The organism is Paractinoplanes brasiliensis, assembly GCF_004362215.1.
Taxonomy (GTDB): Bacteria; Actinomycetota; Actinomycetes; order Mycobacteriales; family Micromonosporaceae; genus Actinoplanes; species Actinoplanes brasiliensis.
Window position 1 is genome coordinate 554,104 of record NZ_SNWR01000001.1, and the last position, 21,909, is coordinate 576,012.

The window sequence follows — 21,909 nt, forward strand, 5'->3', positions numbered from 1 at the left end:
CCAACCATATCGGTGTCCTTTGTCAGTCCGACCCAATTGACGCGCTCTTCATCGCGACGAAATATAAGGGCATACGTATGATGTTTGCAACAGGTGCGAGGCACCACGGAGAGAGCGAGGTCACCCGATGAAGGGTGCGGCATATGTCGGCCATGGACGCCTGGATGTGATATCGGTGGATGTCGCGCCACCGGGCCCCGGTGAGCTTCAGATCGCCGTCGCCTACTGCGGGTTGTGCGGCACCGACCTGCACATCGCACACGGCGACATGGACACCCGGGTCCGCACACCGCTGGTCTTCGGGCACGAGACGTCCGGCACCGTGGCCGCGGTCGGCGCCGGCGTCGAGGGCTGGGCGGTAGGCGACCCGCTGACTGTCATGCCGCTCGTCTGGGACGGCGCCTGCGCTGCCTGTCTCGCCGGTCACCAGCACATCTGCCAGAACCTGGTCTTCGTCGGCATCGACTCGCCGGGGGGCCTCCAGCAACGGTGGAACGTTCCGGCCTCGCTGGCCGTACGGCTGCCCGCCGGCCTCGACCTGCGCACCGCCGCCCTGGTCGAACCGGTCGCGGTCGCGGTCCACGACGTGCGGCGCTCCGAGCTGCAGGTCGGCGACCACGCCGTAGTCCTCGGCGGCGGCCCGATCGGCGTGCTGATCGCCGGAATCGCCCGCGACGCCGGCGCCCACGTCCTGGTCGCGGAGGTCGACGCGGCCCGCCGCAGCCGTATCACCGAGCTCGGGTTCCCGGTGGCCGACCCGGCCGCGACCGACATGGCCGCCGAGGTCGAGCGCTGGACCGGCGGCGCCGGCGCCGATGTGGTGTTCGAGGTGTCGGGCGCGTCCGCCGCGGTCCGCTCGGCCACTGCTCTGGCCCGGGTCCGCGGCACCATCGTCGTTGTGGCCATCCACTCCGCGCCCCGCGAGATCGACCTGCAACGGGTGTTCTGGCGGGAACTGCGGCTGCTCGGCGCGCGGGTGTATCAACGGTCCGACTTCGACCGCGCCGTCGACCTGCTCCAGCAGGGCCGGATACCGGTGGACGCCCTCATCACCCACGTGGTCCCGCTCGAGCAGACCGCTTCCGCGATGGACGACCTGGCGGCCGGCCGGGCCATGAAGATCCTGGTGGACGTGGCCGGGTCGGAGGCGTCGTGAACGGGATGTTCGATCTCAGCGGCCGGCTCGCGGTGGTCACCGGCGCCCGCCGCGGCATCGGCCGCTCGATGGCCGAGGCGCTCGCCGCGGCCGGCGCGGACATCATCGGCGTCAGCGCGTCGATGCGGGCCGGCGACGACGTGGCCGCGTCGGTCCGCGCGCTCGGCCGCTCCTTCGAGGGACACGCGGTCGACCTGGCCGATCGCGACGCCGTGGTGGCCCTGGGCACCGAGCTCGCCGGGCGGGCCCCCGACATCCTCGTCAACAACGCGGGAACGATCGAGCGCGCGCCCGCCGCGGACCACCCGCTGGCGTGGTGGGACCGGGTGATCGAGGTCGACCTGTCCAGCCAGTTCGCGCTCACCCAGCTGATCGCCCGGCCGATGCTGGCCCGCGGCAGCGGCAAGATCGTATTCACCGCGAGCATGCTCAGCTTCCAGGGCGGCATCAACGTGCCCGGCTACACCGCCGCCAAGTCGGGCATCGCCGGCCTCACCCGCGCACTGGCCAACGAATGGGCCGCGCACGGCGTGAACGTCAACGCCATCGCGCCCGGCTACATCGCGACCGACAACACCGCCGCTCTGCGCGACGACCCGGACCGGTCCCGATCCATCCTGGACCGGATCCCGGCCGGACGCTGGGGCCGGGGCGACGACATCGCCGGAGCGACGGTCTTCCTCTGCTCCGCCGCCGCCGACTACGTCTCGGGCGCAGTTATTCCGGTGGACGGTGGCTGGCTGGGCCGCTGAGACCGGCGAACTCGCAGCGATCCCGGCCTTGGCTCGTTAACCTTCACAACCAGTCCGTTCCAGGCTGCCAATTTTTTCATCAGCGGCAAAGACATTCGAAACTGGACCGGCAAAAACCGTTACGCGGGTGGATCCTGCCTGTACTCGAGATTAGGGCCGGATTCACCCTCGCCGAGGCCAGCTAGATGTATCGATGGACGTCATTGACTGGCCGAGATAGTTAACGCTAACTTCACGACTACGAAATCACCGAGTTGCGTTCGAGAAGGAGCCTCCGGTGCCCGTATCGTCGTCCCCCTCGGCGCCCCGACGGAGCCTGGCCGCCATCGTGGCAGCCGCCCTGACCGGTGTCGCCGCGGCAGCTGTCGTGGCCGGCCCCGCCTCAGCCGCCGCAACCGTCCTCCACGCCGCCCCGTCCGGAACCGGCACAAGCTGCACCGCCGCCGAGCCCTGCTCGCTGAGCGCGGCGCAAACCGCGGTGCGCTCGCTGAACGGCTCGATGTCCGGCGACGTCGTCGTGCAACTGGCCGACGGGATCTACCGGCAGTCGTCGCCGTTGCGGATCACCGCGGCCGACTCCGGCTCCAACGGCTACCGCGTGGTGTGGCAGGCCGCGCCGTCGGCCCGCCCCGTGATCAGCGGCGCCCGGCCGGTCACCGGGTGGTCGCAGGTCGATGCCGGCCGCAACATCTGGCGGGCCAATGTCGGCGCCGGCATCGACAGCCGGCAGCTCTACGTCAACGGCGCCGTCGCGACCAGGGCCCGCACCCAGGTCAACCGGGCCGACTTCACCGCGGACAGCACCGGCCTGAGGTTCACCAACGGCGCGCTGAGCTACCTGAACAACCTGGCCGGCCAGAGCCGGATCCAGGTGGAGAGCGTCGGCTCGTTCACCGACCGGTACGCGTCGGTGCAGCGCATCAGCGGCAACCAGATCACGATGCAGCAGCCCGGATGGAGCAACAACAACTTCGGCTACGACACGTTCACCCAGCCGCACCGGGCCGGGCCGCTCTATCTGAGCAACGCCTACGAGTTCCTGGACAGCCCGGGCGAGTGGTACCTCGATCCCGGAACCGGTGCGCTGTCCTACATCCCGCTCGCCGGGCAGAACATGGCGAGCGTCAGCGTGGAACTGCCGGCGCTGCAGTCCCTGGTCCAGGTCGGCGGCACGTACGACGAGCCCGCGCACCACCTGACGTTCAGCGGCATCACCTTCACCGGCACCAGCTGGCTCGGCCCGAACAGCAACCAGGGCTACGCGGACCAGCAGACCGGCGCCTACATCTACGGCAACTGGAGCTGGCCGAGCTTCGCCTCCTGCCACAACGGGTGCCCCCAGTTCGAAGCGACCCGCCCGAACTGGCTCCAGTCCCCCGCCGCCGTGCAGGTCTCGGCGGCCAACAACGTCACCTTCACCGACTCGCAGTTCGTCAACCTCGGGCAGACCGCGATCGGCATCGGCAACGACGTCAGCGCTCACGGCAGCGGGGTCGGGCTGGGCACGAGCAACATCACCGTCACCCGGTCGGAGGTGGCCCGCAACGTCGCCGGCGGCATCGTGGTCGGCGGTGTCCGGGCCGACGCGCACCACCCGAGCGACGCCCGCATGCGGAACCGGGACATCACGATCAGCAACAATCGCCTGCACGACCTCGGGACGGATCATCGCGGCATCGTGTCGGTGCTCGCCACCTATGTCACCAACGCCGTCATCTCGCACAACGAGGCCTACAACCTGCCCTACACCGGCATGTCCATCGGGTACGGCTGGGGTTCGAACGACGCCGGTGGCAGCAACCACTACGCCGATCGGGGGCTGTACAACTACCAGCCGCGCTACACCACGGCGACCACCGCATCCGGCAACCAGCTCGTCGGCAACTACGTGCACGACGTCATGCAGCAGATGAACGACGGCGGGTGCATCTACACGCTGTCGGCCAACCCGGGCGCGGTGATCAGCGACAACTACTGCCTGCGGACCAACGGCTACTTCGGGATCTACTTCGACGAGGGCTCGCGCTATTACACCGCCCGCAACAACGTCTTCTCGTCCACCGGCACCTGGGCCACCGCCAACTACTGGTACGCCGAGAACATGGGCAACTTCACCGTGACGAACAACTGGTCGACCAACAACAGCACCAACGTCACCAACGGCGACCGGGGCAACGTGGTGTCCGGGAACGTGACCGTGACGAACGGCAACTGGCCCACCGGCGCACAGGCCGTGATGTCGGCTGCCGGGCCGCAGACCGGCGGAACCGAGCAGACGGTGCAGATCGTCGGCGCCCAGTCCGGACGGTGCCTCGATGCCACCGGCACCACCAACGGCACCCAGGCGCAACTCTCCGACTGCGGATCCGGCACCGGTCAGCGCTGGACGTCCACCGCCGGCAAACAGCTGAGGGTGCACGGCAACAAGTGCCTCGACGCGTCGGGCCAGGGCACGGCGAACGGCACCGCGGTCATCATCTGGGACTGCAGCGGACAGGCCAACCAGCAGTGGAACGTCAACGCCAACGGCACCATCACCGGCGTCCAGTCGGGGCTGTGCCTCGACGCCCCCGGCAACGCGACCGCGGCCGGCACCAAGCTCAACCTCTGGGCCTGCCACGGCGGCGCCAACCAGCAGTGGAGCTCCCGAACCGGACTCGGGTCATGACCGGTGGCCCGGACGCTGAGCGCTCTCGGGCGGGGCGCAGCTCGAGGGCCGAACCACCCGTTCCCCCACCGAAACCGCAGGAAGTGGAGAAGAAGGTGCCTGGTTCCCGACATTCGTACCGCCGCGGCGGGCTGCTCGCTGCGGCCGCCCTCCTGATCGCCGGGCTGGGGGTGACCGTGACGCAGCGGGCTTCGGCAGCCACGCAGCCCGCAACCCTCGCGGCGTCCGCCGGGTGCGGCAAGAGCCCGACCCTGACCAGCGGCACACGCACCGTTCAGAGCGGCGGGAAGAACCGCAGCTTCATCCTGCGGGTCCCGGACGGCTACGACAGCAACCGGCAGTATCGGCTGATCTTCGGTTTCCACTGGAACGGCGGCACGGCCAACGATGTCGACTCCGGCGGGACCAGCGGATACCCCTGGTCGTACTACGGCCTGCGGTCCCTGGCCAACAACAGCGCGATCTTCGTCGCGCCGCAGGGTCTCAACAACGGATGGGCCAATTCCGGCGGTGAGGACCTGGCCTTCGTCGACACCATGGTGAACCTCGTCCAGGGCGGCCTCTGCGTCGACACGGCCCAGGTGTTCTCGCTCGGCTTCAGCTACGGCGGGGGTATGAGTTACGCGATCGCCTGCGCGCGGGCGAACGTCTTCCGCGCGGTCGCGGTGTATTCCGGCGGCCAGCTCAGCGGCTGCAGCGGGGGCACCCAGCCGATCGCGTACATGGGACTGCACGGCCTGCGGGACCCGGTGCTGAACATCTCGGCGGGGCGGTCGCTGCGGGACCGGTTCGTCAGGAACAACGGCTGCACCGCCCAGAACCCGCGGGAACCGGCGCAGGGCAGCCTCACCCACATCGTCACCTACTACTCGGGCTGCCGGGCCGGCTATCCGGTGGTGTGGGCCGCGTTCGACGCGGGTCACACCCCCGGGCCCTGGGACGGATCCGCCGGCGACTACAACCCTGGTGAGGGGTCCTGGACCCGGCCGCTCGTGTGGGACTTCTTCAACCAGTTCTCCTCCCCCTCGTCGCCCGGTCCCTCGTCACCCGGTCCCTCGTCACCCGGTCCGCCGACCGGCGCCTGCCGGGTCACGTCCACGGTCAACGCCTGGAACAGCGGCCTGACCGAGGACCTCACCATCACCAACACCGGCGCCACCGCGATCAACGGCTGGTCGCTGGCGTTCACCCTGCCCGGCGGGCAGAGCATCACCTCCGGCTGGAATGCCACCTACTCCCCCGCGTCCGGGCAGGTGACAGCCAGGAACGTCGGCCACAACGCCACGATCGCCCCGAACGCGTCGATCAATATCGGTTTCCAGGCCACCCACACCGGCAACACGGCCGCTCCCACCGCCTTCACGCTCAACGGAACGGTCTGCACCAGAACCTGACCCGGACGAACTCGTCCCGAGCCCACACGCGGCAAACCGCCCTTGGGTCGAGGTCGGCGAGGTCAAGGACGCTGAGCGTGCCGTTGAGGGCGAGCAGGCGCAGCAGCGGGGACAGGCCGTGCCAGGCAGCCCCACGTCGAGGAGGGGCCACCGGCGCCGGGTGGTGCTACGGCTGGTCGGGCCACCAGACGCGGTACGCCGCCGCCCAGCTGGAGGCCCGTGCCGCCTCCATCCGGACCTTGTGCAGGTCGACCGGGCCCTCGACGTATTCCCCGTTGACGATGCGCTCATGGGCGGTGGCCTTGCGCCCGTCCACAGCGACGCATTCCCAGATGGTCGAGATCTCGCCGGGGACCGGCTCCGGGTTGGCGTTGATCGGGGTGCAGCGCGGCCTCAGGTCGTCGACCACCTTCAGCATCAGTGAGCGGAACCTGCCCTCGATGGCGCCGGCGCCCTCGGTGTAACCGGCGTCGGCGCGAGCCGCCTGCACGATCGAGTAGACGGCCTGGGCGGACAGCGCGAGCTGGTCCTTGGCCCGCGTGCTCACCTCCGGGTAGTAGTGCACGGCGTCGTTGAGGATCTCGTTGACCCGCTGGGCGAACAGACCGGCGCCGAGCTCGTCCTGCCGGATGACCTCGTAGTTGCGCCAGTCGTCCTGGACCGAGACGACGCGGCTCAGGATGTTCGCGGCAACCAGGCCGTCGGCTTGCGTGCGGACTTCGCTCTCCATGACCCCCAGGATCCGGCCCACGATCCGGATGAGCTGCAGGGCCTGTTCCGGTGTCACCCGGCCGCTACGACCGATGTCGGTGCCGATGACGGCGGCGTTGAACAGGTCGTCGGTGAGCCCGTCCGCGGCACGGGCGGGCTGTGCCGTCCCGGTGAGCAGCATCGCGAGGGCGACGGCGGAGGCGGCGATGCCACGTCTCATTTTGCTCCACATATCCCGGGAGTGTGGCCGGGCCGGACGGCGGCCGTCTTCGTCGGCGGTGCGCAAGCGGGGACCGGTCTTTGTCAGTCCGCGTAGTGCCGCACGGCCAGGGTGCGGGCGACGGTCGCGCTGAGCAGCCGTACGCCGAGAGTGGAGCCGGGATCGACGCCGGTGACGTCGCGGACGCGGCGCAACCGGTAGTCGAGGGTGCGCGGGTGGATGTGCAGGGCAGCGGCGGCGGTCACCCTGTTCATGTCGTGGGCGTAGTAGGCGCGCAGCGTGGTGACGAGGTCCGGACCGGTGGCGAGGGCGCGCGCATAGGTACGCAACCAGTGGTCGACGGCTGGGGCGCCGGCGACCGCCATCTCGACGAACAGGTCCGCGATCTCCGGCAGCCGCTCGGGGGACGACTCCGGTGGTGCGACCCGGCTCACCTCACGGGCCCGGGCCAGCGCCGGGGCGAGGCCGCCAACCGGGCCTTCGGCGGTGCCGACTCCGCAGGGCCGGCCGATCAGCTCGACTGCACGGCGTACCCAGGCTGAGGCTTCGCCGGGGCAGACGATGACGACCTCGTCCGGGGCCAGCCAGGTGACCGGGATCCGGTCGGCGGCGAGCGCGGCGATGACCTCTGCCTGAGTCCGGCCGGCGGTACGGTCCGGCGTGGTCAGGACCGCGATCCGGTAGCGGGCGGCCACGCGCAGGTCGGCGACGAACGGTGCGACCGGTTCGTCGGCGATCAGGGCGCGGGCCAGGATTTCCAGCCGGGTCGGCAGCACCTGGGCGGCGCCGACCCCTCTGGTGTATCCGCGCAGATAGGCGGCGCGAGCCCGTACGCCCTGGGCGCCGAGCCAGCCGACGATGCGCAGCAGGTCGGTGGCGTGCTCGGGACGGGCCAGGTCGTGCACCTCGCGGACCATCATCGCGGTGTGCAGGCCGAGCACCTGCTCCTGCGACGGTACGGACAGACCGACCTCGGCACGGCGGCGGCCGACGTCGGCGATGCGGGCGAGATCGGTGTCGGTCAGAGGCTGCCCGGTGGCCGACAGATCCAGCGTCCGCCGGCGGATGAGGACGGCGAAGTCGTACATGTCGTCGGCGGGCGGCGACGACTGATATTCGCTGACCTCGTGCGTGTACGTCTCGACCGCGCTCCGCGCGTGGACCTCGACCCGCTCGCGCAGGGCGTCGAACAGGGCACTCATCGATGCGCCTCCTCCCGTTGCCTCCTCTTCGGAACGGAGGTGGTGGGTGGATGGGGTGGCGATCGACGGTAACAGATATGGAGCGCCCGTCGGACGCTCCACATCGGACGAACTTTCAGACGCCCAGGGTACGCAGGACCGGGAGCCCGTCGAAGGCGATCTGGCGGCTGGTTCTGCGGGTGGCTTCGGCGTCCACCGCGGCACGGTTGAGCGGGCCCTTGACCAGGCGGGCGCGGATATACGCCTCGTAGTCGGTGGCGGAGTCGCCGTTGTACGCCGCACACGTGTAGTGGATCTCGGTGAGCACAAGCCAGCCGCGCTCGTCGTACTCGTTGTAGCGGTCCTCGTGGCAGCTCGGTGCGAGTTTCGCGATCAGGGTCTCGTAGCTGCGGATCTGGTCGCGTACCAGCGTCTCGATGCCACTGGTCAGCCCCGCCCGGGCGCGAGCGGCGATCGCGATGGCGTAGATTTCACCGATCGCGACGCCGATGGTGTCGGCGGACGATTTGCTCTGCACGGTAGCCAGGTACGAGGTGGCGAGCGTGGCGCAGGCGGTGGCGTTCTGCGCCCAGATCATCCGGACCGAGTTGTTCATGTGCTCGATGTCGCTCAGCTCGATCGCGTGCGTACGAGCGCACGCCCGAACCTCGGCGCTGGCCAGGGCGTCCATGTGGTCGAGGATGTTCTGCTCGGACTGCTCGACGGCGGTGATGATCTGCCTGACCGCGGCGTCCAGCTGCGACGAGCCAGTCCCGCCGCCGGCCAGTGCCGCCCCGACGACCGAAACGATGGCACTGACCCAGTCGATGGCCACCATGTTGGCCTTCGCCCTGGCCGGCGCCCCGGTCCCGACGACGGCGAGCATGACCGCCAGGGCGCCGGTGGCGACGGCACGCAACGTTCTGGTGCGCATGACGACAACCTCCCTCCTTGTAGACGGCGGAACGGGTGTCGTCCGCTGAGAAGAGGCTGCCAGGGGGCGGGTGGGGCTGTCTTCGTCATCGGTGACAAGTCCGGCGCCACGGGGCCCGGCGGCGCCTGTCACTTGTGACAACCGGCCCCGCGCCTTACACGTGCTTGGGCCGCGCGGCGCCGGTAGGCGGCCGCGCGGCGCCGGTAGGCGGCCGCGCGGCCCGGTGGTGAAGGTCAGACTCCCAGGGCGCGGAGCGGAGGCAGGGCGGACTTGGCGGTGGGACGGCTGGTATTCCTGGTGGCGCTGTCCTCGGCCTGGGCGCGGACGGGTTCGCGCAGGTCGCCGGTGACCCACTCGGAACTGCCCCTGTCACCGTTGTACGCGGTGCACTCCCACCACTTTTCGACCGGGTAACCGGGTTCGCGGGCGCGCTTCTTCACGCAGTCGGTCGGGGTGAGCTTGGTGACGACCGCTTCGTAGGCGCGGATCTGGCTCTGCAGGACGAGGTCGGTGCCGTTGAGGAAGCCTGCCTGGGCACGGGCCGCGAGAACGATGGCGAAGATCGGGCCGATGACGAAGCCGATCTTGTCGACCGCCTGTGGGCTCTGCACCGCGCTCGCGAACGCGCTGGCCTGGGTGGCGCAGCTCGTGGCGTTCTGAGCCCACGCCCGCAGCGTGTACTCGTCCATGAAGTCGATGTTGAGGAACTCGATGGTGTGGGCTTCGAGGCAGCCTTCCACCTCGGCGGCGGCGATGGCGTCGATCTGCGCGATGATCTCCGTTCTGTTCTGCGCGACGGCCGCCTTGATCTCGCGGATCGCGGCGTCGAGGTTGCCGCCGCCTCCGCCCCCGCCCCCGAGCAGGTAGCCGGCGACGCTGATACCCAAGCTGACCCAGTCGAAGGCGAACGCCTGAGCGGCAGCGGTTTGCGTCGGGCTCTTGGTCTCGCTGGTGGTCGCGGCGGCCTGGGCCGGCACACCGGCGCCCGCCACCGCGATCGACACCGCCAGGCCGGTGGCGGCCAGGCTGTTCAACAGTCGTGCTCGCACTGGGACTCCTATGGCTGCTTCAACGTGGGCAGGGTTTCCTTGGCTACTTTCCAGCTGGAGTTGACCGCGGCGGCGACCTTGAGGTCATCCACATTGACCTGCGGCCTTGTCCATTCGCCGGTCACCTTGTTGAGAGTCTCCGTGGCCGTCGCCGTCTCACCATTGGCCGCCGTGCACAGCCAGGTCTTCGAATACCAGTAGGCGTCGTTCTCGGTCCAGGTCGGCTCGCACTTCGGCTCCAGTTTCTCCATGATCTTCTCGTTGGCCTGGATGTACCGCTGACGGAGCAGATTCTTGGACTCCGCGGTGTACCCGGCATCTCCGGCGGCCACTTCCGCCATCGCGTACTTGACGTTGAGGGCGTGGCCGATGGCATCGGCGGCCTTCGGGTCCTGCGTGGCGTCCAGCTCTCTCTTGTCGACCGAGGCGGAGGTGATGATCCTGCTGGCGAGGTTCCGCACCCACCGTTGGTCCCGGCGGAACTGCTCGTAGTTGGCGTACTCGATGGCGAACCCATCCATCTCACCCAGCGCCCGGGCCGCAACGTGCCCGTCAATATGGCTGATGACCTCGTTCCGGGCCTGCCCGACCAGTCCGACCACCTGTTGGACCAGCGCCTCGACCTCGGCCTGGGTCAGGCCCCCACGGGCGATCCGCACGGCGGTGAACACCAGGCTGATGACCGAGCCGCTGACGTCCTGCGCCCGCGCCGGCTGAACGCCGCTGGGCACCGCGACCCCGACGGCCAACAGCGTGGCGATCAGGCCGCGTACGAGTCTTCGTCGCACATCTGCTCCCTTCGTCCTGCCGGGATTCTGTTGGCGCCGACGGGTGCGCGTCTTCGTGAGCCTTGCGCAATCTCACAGTGACGTTTGTCAATCCACGTAGTGGCCACGGCGAGTGTCGGCGCTTCGGTCGCAGCGCGTACGGCGTGGGCAGGGGTCCGTTCGTGGCTCTGCTCGCCCTGCTCGTCGCCCGGGGCCCAGGGCTCGGTCGTACGAGATCTCGAACCGGCTCGACGCCGTCGGGGCCGGCTGGGTCGCAGCGGCGTTCGCACTGACCGCCGCTGGTGCTCCGCTGCTCCGGGCCAGGCACGGCAGGAGCACCGGCGAGCCGCCCGAGCAACAGGCGAGGAGGTCAGGGGGTGAGGTTCAGGGAAGCGGGCCTCGGCCGGTGGGCTCGCCGTGTGATGCCGGCTCTGCGGCGGGCGTCGTACCGGCGAGAGCCTTCAAGGCGTCGAGCACGCTGTCCAGGTGAACGCGCATGGAACGTTCGGCCGCGTCCGGGTCGCGTGAGCAGACGGCTTCGATGATTTCCAGGTGTTCGGGCAGCGAGACGCTGGGGCGGCCGGGGACCAGCGAGAGCCGGAACTGGTGACGCACCATCTGGCCGTTCAGCTGCTCGATGATCCGGGTGGCCGAGTTGTGCCGGGCGATCGACCGGACCGTGCCGTGCAGCTGGGCGTTGAGTTCGGAGTAGCGCAGCACGTCGGCCGCCCGTACGGCCGCCTGCATCGACCGGCCGAGCTCGCGCAGGCAAATGATCTCCTCGTCCGTGATCTGTTCGGCGGCGCGGGCGGCGACCAGGCCCTCGATCGCCCGGCGGATCTCGGTGATTTCGATGGCCTCGGGAACGGTGATCTCCCTGACCCGGGCGCCCCGGTTCGGCTGGATCTCGATCAGGCCTTCGGTCTGCAGTCTGGTGAGGACATTGCGGAGCACGAACCGGCTTGTCGCGTACCGCTCGGTCAACTCGTTCTCGATCAGCCGCTGGCGGGGGGCGTACTCTCCACGCAGGATGGCCGTCCGAAGCTCTCCGTAGACGTCCCTCGTGACCGGGTCTGGTGCAGGTGTCGACATTCCGGGCGCGCTCCTAGCTGTTTGTTGCCAAAGCCCTGGCATCGTATGTGGCGCGAGCGGCCGGGTCGTCGCCGGTCGGCGGCCTACCGGCCGAGAATGCATTGTTGACAAAGTTGCTGACACCAGCTTACGTTCGGCGGACCGGGACAGATGATCAACGGAATCACCAAGGACTCATGGCTGCTCACTACGTGGTGCGGTCCGTCGACCGGGCCGACACCGACACCATCACCGCCCTGCGCAGGGCGGGTGTGGCATCCGCACACGAGGCGGCCGGTCGGATCGGCCTGCTCGGCCCCGCCGTGCGGGCCCGCCAGACCGGTGCGGTGATCGCCGGCTCGGCGATCACCGTCTCCTGCCACCCCGGCGACAACCTGATGATCCACGCGGCGGTCGAGGTCTGCCGTCCCGGTGACGTTCTGGTGGTCACCACCACCTCGCCGTCGACCGACGGGATGTTCGGCGACCTGCTCGCCACCTCATTGCGTGCCCATGGTGTGATCGGCCTGGTCAGCGACGCGGGCGTACGTGACATCGCGGCCCTGCGAGAGATGGGCTTTCCTGTCTGGTCCCGGGCAGTGCACGCGCAGGGCACCGTCAAAGCCAGTCCGGGTTCGGTGAACGTGCCGGTCGTTGCGGCCGGGCAGCTCGTACGTCCCGGGGACATCGTGATCGCCGACGACGACGGCGTTCTGGTCCTGCCGGTGGCGGCCGGCCGTCAGGTCGCGCGGGCCGCGGCCGAGCGACTGGCCAACGAGGCCGACAAGCGGGCTCGGCTGGAGTCCGGCGCGCTCGGCGTCGACATGTACAACCTGCGCCCGCTGCTCGCCGAACTCGGCGTCGAATACGTGGACCGGCTGCCCGCCGACGGGGCCTGATGAGCTACAAGGTCGGCGGAATACGCTGCCTGCAGATGCGCGGCGGCAGCTGCAAGGGCCGGACGAACACCGGCACCCCGGTCGCCGTGGCCGGCCAATGACCGGGGTGCGCGTCGCCGTGCTCGGTCTGGGGGAAGCCGGCGGCGAGATCGCCCGGGACCTCGTCGCCGCGGGCGCCGACGTCCGCGGCTACGACCCTCGTGTCAGTCCGCCGCCGGGAGTGGCTGTCCGGACGAACGAGGCCGACGCGGTCCGCGACGCCGACCTGGTTCTGAGCGTCAACAGCTCGCACGACGCGGTGCCCGCGATGCTGAACGCGGCACCCCGTCTCGCGCCCGGCAGTGTCTGGGCCGATCTCAACACCGCCGCGCCCGCGGTCAAGGCCGAGTTGGCGCGGCTTTGTGCGCCGTACGCGGTTGAGGTCGTCGACGTCGCTCTGATGGCTCCGGTCCCGGGCAAGGGCTTGCGTACTCCGATGCTGGTCTCCGGCGCGGGGGCCGTCCGATACGCCGAGGTCATGACCGGCGTGGGGGCCGAAGTGACGATTCAGCCGGGCCCGGCCGGTGAAGCGATCTCTCGAAAGTTGCTGCGTAGCGTCTTTTACAAAGGGCTGGCCGCTGCGGTCGTCGAGGCGCTGGCCGCGGGAGAGGCAGCCGGCTGCGGCGCCTGGCTTCGCGCGAACATCGGCGCCGAACTGGCCGGATTCGACGAGCGGACGATCGACCGGCTGGTCGACGGCACCCATCGGCACGCCCGGCGCCGGGCTGACGAGATGACGGCCGCCGGCGAGCAACTGATCGACCTGGGCGTGCGGCCGCGGATCGCCGCCGCCGCCCGGGATCTGCTCATCGAACTACGAGATTCGGGGTCCTCGCCATGATCATCGATTGTCACGGCCACTACACCACCGCGCCGGCCGCGCACACCTCGTGGCGAGAGGCCCAGCAGGCGGCCTACCGGTCAGCAGGGCAGCCCCCGTCCTACCCGAGGATCAGCGACGACGAGATCCGCGAGACGGTCGAGGGCAGCCAGCTGCGGTTGATGGACGAACGCGGGATCGATCTCACCGTCTTTTCCCCCCGCGCGTCGGCGATGGGTCATCACTTCGGCGACGAGGCGGTCAGCGCAGCCTGGGCACGAGTGTCCAACGACCTGGTCGCCCGGGTGGCCGGGCTCTATCCCGGCAGATTCGTCGGAGTGTGCCAGCTGCCGCAGTCGCCCGGCGCGCCGATCGCCAACTCGGTGGCGGAGCTGCGCCGCTGCGTCGAGGAGCTCGGCTTCGTCGGCTGCAACCTCAACCCCGATCCCAGCGGTGGCCACTGGACCTCGCCACCGCTGACCGACGTGAGCTGGTATCCGCTCTACGAGGCCATGGTGGAGCTGGACGTACCTGCCATGGTGCACGTGTCCGCGGTGACCAACCCCAGCTTCCACGCCACCGGCTCGCACTATCTCAACGCCGACACCACCGCGTTCATGCAACTCGTGCAGGCCGACCTGTTCAAGACCTTCCCCGGGCTGCGGTTCGTCATCCCGCACGGCGGCGGCGCGGTGCCCTACCACTGGGGACGGTTCCGTGGACTCGCCGACATGCTCGGCCGGCCTGCCCTGGAGGAGTCGGTGATGGGCAACGTCTTCTTCGACACCTGCGTGTACCACCAGCCGGGCATCAACCTGCTGTTCGACGTGATCGACGTGGGCAACATCCTGTTCGGCTCCGAGATGGTCGGTGCGGTCCGCGGCGTCGACCCGCAAACCGGCCACTATTTCGACGACACCCGCCGGTACGTCGACGCGCTGGGGCTCAGCGCAGCGGACCGGGCACAGGTGTACGAGGGCAATGCGCGCCGGGTCTACCCACGCCTCGACCTCATTCTTCGTCAGCAATCCCGCTGATCTGGACGCTGGTCCTTGTGCCGGTCGATGACCCTGAGGAGCGCTCGGGAGCGGCGCACCGGATGAGATGCGAGGTCACCCTCGCCTCAGATGTACGCGCGCCAGGCCGGCCGTCTGACCGCTCGCCTGCCGGCCGTGGGAGCGCCTGACGTCGTTCCCACGGGCGGCCGAAGGCGACCCGCCTGTCCGCGGGGCGTCAGTGATCGGCTGATCCGGCCGATCGGGAATCTCGGCCGGGGGCGCCCAGCGTCCGGGAGTTCAGCACGGCCATCGTGTGCACTTCGGCCGGGTCGAAGCCGGCCGCCAGCAGTCTGTCGGCGAAGAGCGCAAGGCCGTCCTCGACCGGGGGGTTGAACGGCTGGCCCAGGTCGCTGGAGAGCACCGAGTGCTGAGGCCCGACCGCCCGGATGTTGGCGAACAGGTCATCCCAGGAGACCTTGCCGGTGTACGCGGTGGTGAAGCACCGCTCCAGCAGGGCGCCCTCGGCGGCCAGTTCCCGTTGCTGCTCGGCCGTCAATCTCTGCGACGTGAACTCGGGGTGGGTGACCACGATCCGGGCGACTCCCTCCTCGCGTGCCGCCCGGACCACCGCGAGGATCTCCGGCCCGGACAGATGCCCGGTGGCCAGCACCATGTCGTGCCGGGCCAGCACACGCAGCACCTGGCGGACCTGCTCGAGCACCTTGCCGTCGCCGTCGACCACCTCGACCGCGTCGGGGACGATGCCGTGCGCGTGCAGATCGTTCTGCAGCGCGTTCCACATTGCCGGTTTGCTGCCCTGCAGGTCGGTGGCGGTCGTGCTGCGCTGGTTACGCGAGTCCACGGTGGGCATCCACGCGATCCGGGCGCCCAGCCGGCCGGCGATCTCCACGGCCGCCGGGTTCATCCCACCCATCGAGCCGTTCAGCGTGATCGCACCGAGCGCGTCGACGCCGGGGACGGCTTTGCGGACCACGGCGGCGCGTTCCGCGGTGGTGATGTAGTGCGACTTGAGCACGAAGCCGGCCATTCCGACCTCGGCGAAGCGGGTGGCCAGGTCCAGATCGTCGATCCGCCGTTCCATCACGTCCGGGGCAACGTGGACGTGCGTGTCGTACGCGTCGCGAACGATCGCGCGCGCGTTGGCCGAGGGAAGGGGGTGGTCGGACATGAATCTCCTAAAAGGACTGAAGTGGGCGCATGGCCTTGGACAGGCGCCTCGAGCGCGGCACGGGTCTAGGGATCTCGACGGCCTCGGGGTCGGTCACCGCCTTCACCCGGGCTCCTCGGTGCGGGGTGAGCGTGACCATTCCGTCCTGTCCGAGCCGGACGAGGCTGGTACGCAGCTCGCCCGGCCCACACCCAGGCGCTGGGCCGGATCCGCCGCGACCGGAGGTTCGTTCGGCATCGACCGGCCATTGTAGACCTGTGTGCGCGACCACTCGCAGGCGTCATCCGCCGCCGACGTCACGAGCAGTTTCTCTCCCCACACGGGCTTGAGCCTCCGCGGAGGCACAGGATCGGACGAGACCGCAGAACACGGATTGCTCACAATCTTGTTCACAGCATCGCCTCCGGGCCGCAACCTGTCAACGGCGGCTGACCTGCGTCGATGTCCATTTCGGACGCATCAGGACAGTTTACTTTGGGCGCTATGCCTGAAAATGGGCGTCATGACAGGTGATCAATACTCCTCTACTCTCTCGCTCGGATCGAGGGCTGGAAGGCGGGCGCCAATCGGCGAGCGCCTGGCCGGCCTGGTCGAACGGCCGTCTCCGTCAGCTGGACGGGCGGATTCTCAGGAGGACTTGTATGTACAGAGGCTCTCGGGCGCTGGCGGCGACTCTGCTGGCCGCAGTGCTCGTTACGGCAAGCGCGTGTTCGAGTTCGGACGACGGCAGTAGTGGCGGCGGCGCGAGCGGCGAGCTCAAGAAGATCACGTATGTGACGGCCTTCGGCGCGCTGGGCCGGGACTCCTTCGCCTGGGTCGCGAAGGAGAAGGGCTTCTTCAAGGATGCGGGGTTCGACGTCGACATCCAGAAGGGAGCCGGCACCACCCAGAACCTGAGCATGATCAAGTCGGGTCAGGCCCAGTTCGCCGCCATGGACTTCTCCGGCGCGGAGGTGGTGGCGGGCCAAGGGAAATTCACCGACTGGCGCGCCGTGGCGGCCGTCCACCAGCGGACGCTGGTCGCGATCATGACCACCAAGGACACCGGTATCAGCAAGCCTGCCGATCTGGTCGGCAAGAAGGTGGCCACCGGCAAGGGATCGGTGTCCGAGCTGCTCTTCCCGGCGTACGCCAAGCTCGCCGGCTTCGACAACAAAAAGGTGACCATCCAGCCCGTGCAGGCGACCGCGCTGAACCAGCTGATGGCCAAGCGGCAGACCGACGCCCTCAGCACGTTCCTGCTGAGCAAGAACGCGCTCGAAACGGTCGCCAAGAAGGATGTGGTCGTGCTGCCCTACAGCGACTTCCTGTCCGACCTGTTCGGCAACGTGATTGTCGCTCCCAGCAGCCTGATCGCCAGCGACAAGGACCAGGTCAAGCGATTCGTCGACGCCGCGATGAAGGGTCTCCAGTACACGCTGGACCACCCGGAGGAGGCGGCGCAGATCATGAACAAGTTCGAGCAGGCCTCGGCCGTCCCGGCCGCCGTTGCGGAAATCAACGCCATGAAGCCCTATTCGTCGTCGGTGAACGGCGCCGCGCTCGGCCACATGGACCAGGATCGGGTCGCGCGCAGCATCGCCGCCCTGCAGGGCAACGGGGTGATGCCGACCGGGCTGACCCCCGACAAGGTGGCTGACTTCAGCTTCATCCCGGCCAGCTGACCGAACTGGCGGGACAGGTACTTCCTACCCGTCCCGCCAGTTCCGTGAACAACATCGGAGAGAGATGACGGACCTCGAAGCCGGGCCCCGGCTGACTCGGGTGTGGAAGAATTTCGGCCTGCCGGCCCTCGGTCTGACAACTACGGTCGGGCTGTGGTGGCTGATCACCGCGGCGTTCAATGTCGACCCGTTCTTCGTGCCGTCGCCAGGAGACGTTACGAACGCGTTCCTGCGCGTGCCGTCGTACCTGCTGGAGGAGAGCTGGATCACGCTCAAGCGGGTACTCATCGGCTTTCTCATCGCTGTCGCCGGCGGCTTGACGCTGGCCGTCGTGCTGGCCGCCTCGCACACGGTCGAACGGATGTTTCTGCCGGTGCTCGCTGCCGTCAACGCGGTTCCCAAGGTCGCGCTCGCCCCGCTGCTGCTGGTCTGGATGGGGTTCGGGGACAGTCCCAAGATCGTCATGGTGGTGCTGGTCAGCTTCTTCCCGGTGATCGTCTCCACGATGGCCGGCCTGACCTCGGCCCCGGCCGACCTGCGGGAGCTGGCCCGTTCACTGCGTGCGTCCTGGTGGCAGACCTTCGTCAAGGTGCGGCTGGTCTGGGCTCTGCCGCAGGTTTTCGTCGGTATCAAGGTTGCCACCCCCGCTGGCGATCATCGGCGCCGTCATCGGCGAGGTGGTCAGCCCCGATCACGGCCTCGGCTCGGTCATCGCCGGATCGGGCGCCTCCAACGACACTCCGCTCGCCTTCGCCGCCCTGGTCCTGCTCGCCATCATGGGCGTCGCCCTGTTCTACCTGATGGTCGGCGTCGAGCGACTGCTCGTGCCCTGGGCCCGGGCCATCAACTCCTGAGGAAGCACATGATCACCATTGATGGGGTTTCCCAGACCTTCAAGGGCAGGTCAGGTCCGATCGAGGCCATCCGCGGGATCGACCTCGAGATTGCCGAGGGTGAGTTCCTCACCATCATCGGACGGTCCGGCTGCGGCAAGTCCACCCTGCTGCGCATGGTCAGCGGCCTGCTCAAACCCACCAAGGGAGAAGTGCGGGTGGCCGGCGAACGGGTCCGGTCGCCGCGCCGCGACGTGGCCATGGTCTTCCAGAAGCCGGCCCTGCTGCCATGGCGCACGGTGGAGCAGAACATCATGCTGCCGGTCGAGATCTTCGGCTGGCGCACGGCTGACCATCGCGGCCGAGCCGAGCAACTGCTGGAGATGACCGGCTTGGGCGCCTTCCGCAAGCGCCTGCCCCACGAACTCTCCGGTGGCATGCAGCAGCGGGTCTCGCTGTGCCGGGCCCTGATCCAGAACCCGAAGGTCATGCTCATGGACGAGCCGTTCTCGGCGCTCGACGCGCTGACCCGCGAGGAACTGGCCGTCGAGTTGCAGCGCATTCACATCCAGCTGGGCACGACGATCCTCTTCGTGACCCACTCCATCCAGGAGGCCGTCCTGTTGGCCGACCGGGTGGCGGTCCTCAGTTCCCGGCCGGGGCGGGTGCGCAAGCTGGTGCAGATCCCGATCCCCCGGCCGCGGAGCTTCGGGCACAACGCCCACATGGAGGAGGTCGCCAAGGTCTCGGCCGAGTTGCACACCCTGCTGCTGAGCGACGAACACCTGCGGGCCCCGACCGCCTGAGGCTCGCATGGCCAAGGACTGCCTCAACGGCCGGTGGAGCCGTCGATCTGCTCGCGCAAGATGTCGGCGTGGCCGGCGTGGCGGGCAACTTCTTCGATCATGTGAACAAGAACCCATCGCTGCGATGGCGGCAAGGCACGACGGCCCGGGGGCCGGGGTGCCGGCCGGCTGAGGTCGGTCCATGTCGCGATGACCTGGTTCGCCTGCGCCACGGTGGCTCGATAGCCGGCGAGCAGGCTTTCGACGGTCTCGTCACGGGTGGGCTGGAACGTGCGGCGCATGTTGGTGATCGGTTCTTCGAGGAAGTAGAACCTCTCTACCGCGTTGACGTGTTTGAGAAGGCCGAGAAGGTTGGTGCCGGAGGGCACTCCGGCGGTGCGGACCTCAGGTTCCGGCACACCAGCGATCTTGTCCATGATCGACGTGCGGAGGTAGTCGAGAAAGCCGACCAGAGTCGCCTTCTCCCCCGGGGCAGTCCATTCGGGGCCGGTGTCCTTGTGCTTGCGGGCTCGGGTGGATGGCGGCATCAGCGTTACCGATCGTGTGGTTGGATGGGCAGAACGTTCGGTCTGGTCTGCTGGCCCGGTGGCCCGGCCTTTTCTGAGCATCGGTTGCTACCTCCACCGCCAGCATGACCAGCCAAGTTGCTGATTTGCCAGGAACGTTGCGGATCCGCATCATCGGATCATGACAACCTCCGAAGACGTCCTCGCCGGCGTCGGCCCGCGCTTGCAGGCCCTGCGCCGGGCACGAGGCTTGTCCTTGGCCGCCCTGGCAGCCGAAACGAGCCTGACCGCGAGCACCCTGTCCCGTCTCGAGAACGGCAAACTGCGCCCCACGCTGGAACAGTTGCTTCCGCTGGCCCGCGCCTACGGCGTCCCGCTCGACGACCTGGTCGCCGCGCCGCCCACCGGCGATCCCCGCATTCACCTGCGCCCCGTCCGGCGAGCCGGCTTCACCGTCGTACCGCTGACCAGACGCCCCGGGGGTATCCAGGCCTACAAGGTGATCTACCCACCGGCCGGCGGAGGGAACACCACAACTCTGCAGACCCACGACGGATACGAATGGTTCTACGTCCTCAATGGCAACGTCCGGCTTGTCCTCGGCGATCAGGAGTACCGACTCGGGCCCGGCGAAGCCGCAGAATTCGACACTCGCACGCCGCACCAGATCAGCAGCGCTGACACCCAGCCCGCAGAGTTGCTCACTCTCTTCGGCGCGCAAGGCGAACGCGCCCACCTCACGCCCTCGCCGCCACCGCCCAGCTGATGGTGACGGTGGCAAGGAGTCTGCTCCTTGCCACCGTCCACGTCACCAGGCGTGCGCAGTGCAGACTTCCGCCTGATGCGGGATCTTCAGACAGGCCGCCCAAGGGCCGCCGAAGTCCGCGACCGTGCCGGTGTTGTAGTTGCCGGTCGCTGGGATGTTCACCAGTTTGGTGATCGTGCCGGCCGCGCTCCTGAGGTAGAGCTGGTCGCCCTTCAGACCGCCCACGATCTGCCCGTGATAGCTGGTCGGGCATCGCCACAGATACAGGCCGCTGCGCACCGGCTGCCAGGCGGCGGACACACAGGCGGCCGGTGCGGTTGCTGCCGGTCCCGCCGTCGCCGGGCCGGCGAACAGGGCGAACTGGCCGGCCATCGTCAGGGCGGCCGCCATGATGAAGCTTCTTACTCGCATTGCTGCACTCCGTTCGGGTCGCTGATTTGCTGCGACCAGAGGAGCAAGACGGGACTTCAGATCGGTTTCGGCCCGACTTCGACTCCGGCGGGCGCATTGCGGCGGTACCGGGACGGCGGCATTCCATATCGGTCGAGGAATGCCTGCCGCAGTGACTCGGTGCTGCCGAAACCGCAGCGTCGGGCTACCGCAGTGAGCGGTAACGGCGTCGACAGCAGTTGTGCCGCCGACTCGGTACGGACTCGCCGCACGTATTGGGCGGGAGTCTCGCCGACGGCCGCCAGGAACAGGCGCGACAGGTGCCGTTCGCTCACGCCGGCCAGCCGGGCGAGGGTCGCGGTGGTCAGGGTCTGATCGAGACGGCTCACGATGTGCTCGGTCAGGCGCCGCACCATCAGGTCGTCGGTGATGCCGGGGATGAGGAAGATGCTCAACTGCGCCTGCTCGCCGGGCCGCTGCAGGTAGGCGACCGTGCCCATCGCCACGGCGCGTGCCAGCGCCGGTCCGTGGTCCTCCTCGATGAACGACAGGGTCAGGTCCAAAGCACTGGTGACGCCGCCAGAGGTCGCGACGTTGCCGTCCCGCACGTAGACCGGGCCCGGGTCCACCTGCACCTCGGGATAGCGGCGCGCCAGCCGCTCGGCGTACCGCCAATGGGTGGTGGCCCGGCGGCGCGTCAGCAGGCCGGCCTCAGCGAGGACGGTCGCCCCGGTGCAGACCGAGGCGACCCGGCGCGCCAGCGTGGCCAGCCGCCGCACGTGGCCGACCAGCAGCGGGCTGGCCGCCGCGTCCTCGTGGCCGAGGCCGCCGGAGACCACCAGCGTGTCGATCGTCTCGTTGAACCGCTCCAGACCCGCGTCGGCGGCGAGCCGCAACCCGGAGTCGCAGGTGATGTCGTCCTTGCCGGGAGTGGCGAGCACGGCACGGTAGCGCGGCTCGGCGCCGATGCGGTTGGCGAACTGCAGCGCGGAGGTGACGCAGGCAATGTCGAGCAACTCGGCGGAGTGGTAACCGACGACCAGGAACACCCGTTCGCCCATGCGTCCCACCGTACCGGTGCCGAGCGGACCGGCAT

20 protein-coding genes and 1 pseudogene are annotated in these 21,909 nt (G+C 68.9%); 11 read left to right on the forward strand and 10 right to left on the reverse strand.

Annotation, left to right across the window (positions count from 1 at the left end; all coding sequences use genetic code 11):
- Positions 1 to 175: 175 nt before the first annotated feature.
- The 4 genes from C8E87_RS02090 to C8E87_RS02105 all read left to right on the forward strand — a co-directional run bounded on the left by C8E87_RS02090 (position 176) and on the right by C8E87_RS02105 (position 5,970).
- Positions 176 to 1,156, forward strand: coding sequence for a zinc-dependent alcohol dehydrogenase (locus C8E87_RS02090; protein WP_239080393.1), 981 nt, complete (start codon positions 176 to 178; stop codon positions 1,154 to 1,156).
- Between the two features lie 5 nt (positions 1,157 to 1,161).
- Complete coding sequence (locus C8E87_RS02095; protein WP_203720785.1) at positions 1,162 to 1,908, forward strand: SDR family oxidoreductase; 747 nt, start codon at positions 1,162 to 1,164, stop codon at positions 1,906 to 1,908.
- A 277-nt stretch (positions 1,909 to 2,185) separates the two neighbouring features.
- Positions 2,186 to 4,576, forward strand: coding sequence for a ricin-type beta-trefoil lectin domain protein (locus C8E87_RS02100; RefSeq protein WP_133871512.1), 2,391 nt, complete (start codon positions 2,186 to 2,188; stop codon positions 4,574 to 4,576).
- Between the two features lie 95 nt (positions 4,577 to 4,671).
- Positions 4,672 to 5,970, forward strand: a complete 1,299-nt coding sequence (locus C8E87_RS02105; RefSeq protein ID WP_438865999.1) for a CE1 family esterase — start codon at positions 4,672 to 4,674, stop codon at positions 5,968 to 5,970.
- Positions 5,971 to 6,136: 166 nt separating this feature from the next.
- Here the strand turns inward: C8E87_RS02105 and C8E87_RS02110 are convergent, their stop codons facing one another.
- The 6 genes from C8E87_RS02110 to C8E87_RS02135 form a co-directional block, all read right to left on the reverse strand.
- Positions 6,137 to 6,901, reverse strand: coding sequence for a hypothetical protein (locus C8E87_RS02110; protein WP_133871514.1), 765 nt, complete (start codon positions 6,899 to 6,901; stop codon positions 6,137 to 6,139).
- An 83-nt stretch (positions 6,902 to 6,984) separates the two neighbouring features.
- Complete coding sequence (locus C8E87_RS02115) at positions 6,985 to 8,103, reverse strand: PucR family transcriptional regulator (RefSeq protein ID WP_133871515.1); 1,119 nt, start codon at positions 8,101 to 8,103, stop codon at positions 6,985 to 6,987.
- A gap of 115 nt (positions 8,104 to 8,218) precedes the next feature.
- The gene (locus tag C8E87_RS02120; protein WP_133871516.1) at positions 8,219 to 9,016 is read right to left on the reverse strand and encodes a hypothetical protein; all 798 of its coding nucleotides are present in this window, start codon (positions 9,014 to 9,016) and stop codon (positions 8,219 to 8,221) included.
- Between the two features lie 233 nt (positions 9,017 to 9,249).
- Positions 9,250 to 10,065, reverse strand: a complete 816-nt coding sequence (locus C8E87_RS02125; RefSeq protein ID WP_133871517.1) for a hypothetical protein — start codon at positions 10,063 to 10,065, stop codon at positions 9,250 to 9,252.
- Between the two features lie 8 nt (positions 10,066 to 10,073).
- Positions 10,074 to 10,853, reverse strand: a complete 780-nt coding sequence (locus C8E87_RS02130) for a hypothetical protein (protein ID WP_133871518.1) — start codon at positions 10,851 to 10,853, stop codon at positions 10,074 to 10,076.
- Positions 10,854 to 11,216: 363 nt separating this feature from the next.
- Positions 11,217 to 11,924 (reverse strand): GntR family transcriptional regulator, encoded by a 708-nt coding sequence (locus tag C8E87_RS02135; protein WP_133871519.1) that lies wholly within the window; start codon positions 11,922 to 11,924, stop codon positions 11,217 to 11,219.
- Between the two features lie 176 nt (positions 11,925 to 12,100).
- Between C8E87_RS02135 and C8E87_RS02140 the strand changes: the two genes are divergently transcribed.
- The 3 genes from C8E87_RS02140 to C8E87_RS02150 all read left to right on the forward strand — a co-directional run bounded on the left by C8E87_RS02140 (position 12,101) and on the right by C8E87_RS02150 (position 14,698).
- Positions 12,101 to 12,802: a 4-carboxy-4-hydroxy-2-oxoadipate aldolase/oxaloacetate decarboxylase gene (locus C8E87_RS02140; RefSeq protein ID WP_133871520.1), complete on the forward strand. Its 702-nt coding sequence runs from the start codon at positions 12,101 to 12,103 to the stop codon at positions 12,800 to 12,802.
- Positions 12,803 to 12,899: 97 nt separating this feature from the next.
- Entirely contained in the window at positions 12,900 to 13,682 is a 783-nt protein-coding gene (locus C8E87_RS02145) for an NAD(P)-dependent oxidoreductase (protein ID WP_133871521.1), read from the forward strand.
- A complete protein-coding gene (locus tag C8E87_RS02150; RefSeq protein ID WP_133871522.1) occupies positions 13,679 to 14,698 on the forward strand; it encodes an amidohydrolase family protein in 1,020 nt (339 codons plus the stop codon). Before C8E87_RS02145 ends, C8E87_RS02150 begins: the two co-directional genes overlap by 4 nt.
- A 196-nt stretch (positions 14,699 to 14,894) precedes the next feature.
- On the opposite strand, the gene C8E87_RS02155 is transcribed toward C8E87_RS02150, so the two are convergent.
- Positions 14,895 to 15,848 (reverse strand): DUF6282 family protein, encoded by a 954-nt coding sequence (locus C8E87_RS02155; RefSeq protein ID WP_133871523.1) that lies wholly within the window; start codon positions 15,846 to 15,848, stop codon positions 14,895 to 14,897.
- Positions 15,849 to 16,489: 641 nt separating this feature from the next.
- Between C8E87_RS02155 and C8E87_RS02160 the strand changes: the two genes are divergently transcribed.
- The 3 genes and pseudogenes from C8E87_RS02160 to C8E87_RS02170 all read left to right on the forward strand — a co-directional run bounded on the left by C8E87_RS02160 (position 16,490) and on the right by C8E87_RS02170 (position 19,151).
- Positions 16,490 to 17,512 (forward strand): ABC transporter substrate-binding protein, encoded by a 1,023-nt coding sequence (locus C8E87_RS02160; RefSeq protein ID WP_133871524.1) that lies wholly within the window; start codon positions 16,490 to 16,492, stop codon positions 17,510 to 17,512.
- Positions 17,513 to 17,873: 361 nt separating this feature from the next.
- Positions 17,874 to 18,092, forward strand: a pseudogene (locus C8E87_RS45175) (ABC transporter permease); the annotation flags it as partial.
- A gap of 282 nt (positions 18,093 to 18,374) precedes the next feature.
- The gene (locus tag C8E87_RS02170; RefSeq protein WP_133871525.1) at positions 18,375 to 19,151 is read left to right on the forward strand and encodes an ABC transporter ATP-binding protein; all 777 of its coding nucleotides are present in this window, start codon (positions 18,375 to 18,377) and stop codon (positions 19,149 to 19,151) included.
- A 23-nt stretch (positions 19,152 to 19,174) separates the two neighbouring features.
- Here C8E87_RS02170 and C8E87_RS02175 read toward each other — a convergent pair whose 3' ends face one another.
- Positions 19,175 to 19,759, reverse strand: a complete 585-nt coding sequence (locus tag C8E87_RS02175) for a DinB family protein (protein WP_239080394.1) — start codon at positions 19,757 to 19,759, stop codon at positions 19,175 to 19,177.
- Between the two features lie 79 nt (positions 19,760 to 19,838).
- On the opposite strand from C8E87_RS02175, the gene C8E87_RS02180 reads away from it, so the two are divergent.
- On the forward strand, positions 19,839 to 20,423 hold the full coding sequence (locus C8E87_RS02180) for a helix-turn-helix domain-containing protein (RefSeq protein ID WP_133871526.1): 585 nt from the start codon (positions 19,839 to 19,841) through the stop codon (positions 20,421 to 20,423).
- 42 nt (positions 20,424 to 20,465) lie between these two features.
- Here C8E87_RS02180 and C8E87_RS02185 read toward each other — a convergent pair whose 3' ends face one another.
- Positions 20,466 to 20,813: a hypothetical protein gene (locus tag C8E87_RS02185; protein ID WP_133871527.1), complete on the reverse strand. Its 348-nt coding sequence runs from the start codon at positions 20,811 to 20,813 to the stop codon at positions 20,466 to 20,468.
- Positions 20,814 to 20,890: 77 nt separating this feature from the next.
- Positions 20,891 to 21,874 (reverse strand): GlxA family transcriptional regulator, encoded by a 984-nt coding sequence (locus C8E87_RS02190; protein WP_133871528.1) that lies wholly within the window; start codon positions 21,872 to 21,874, stop codon positions 20,891 to 20,893.
- Between the last annotated feature and the right edge of the window lie 35 nt (positions 21,875 to 21,909).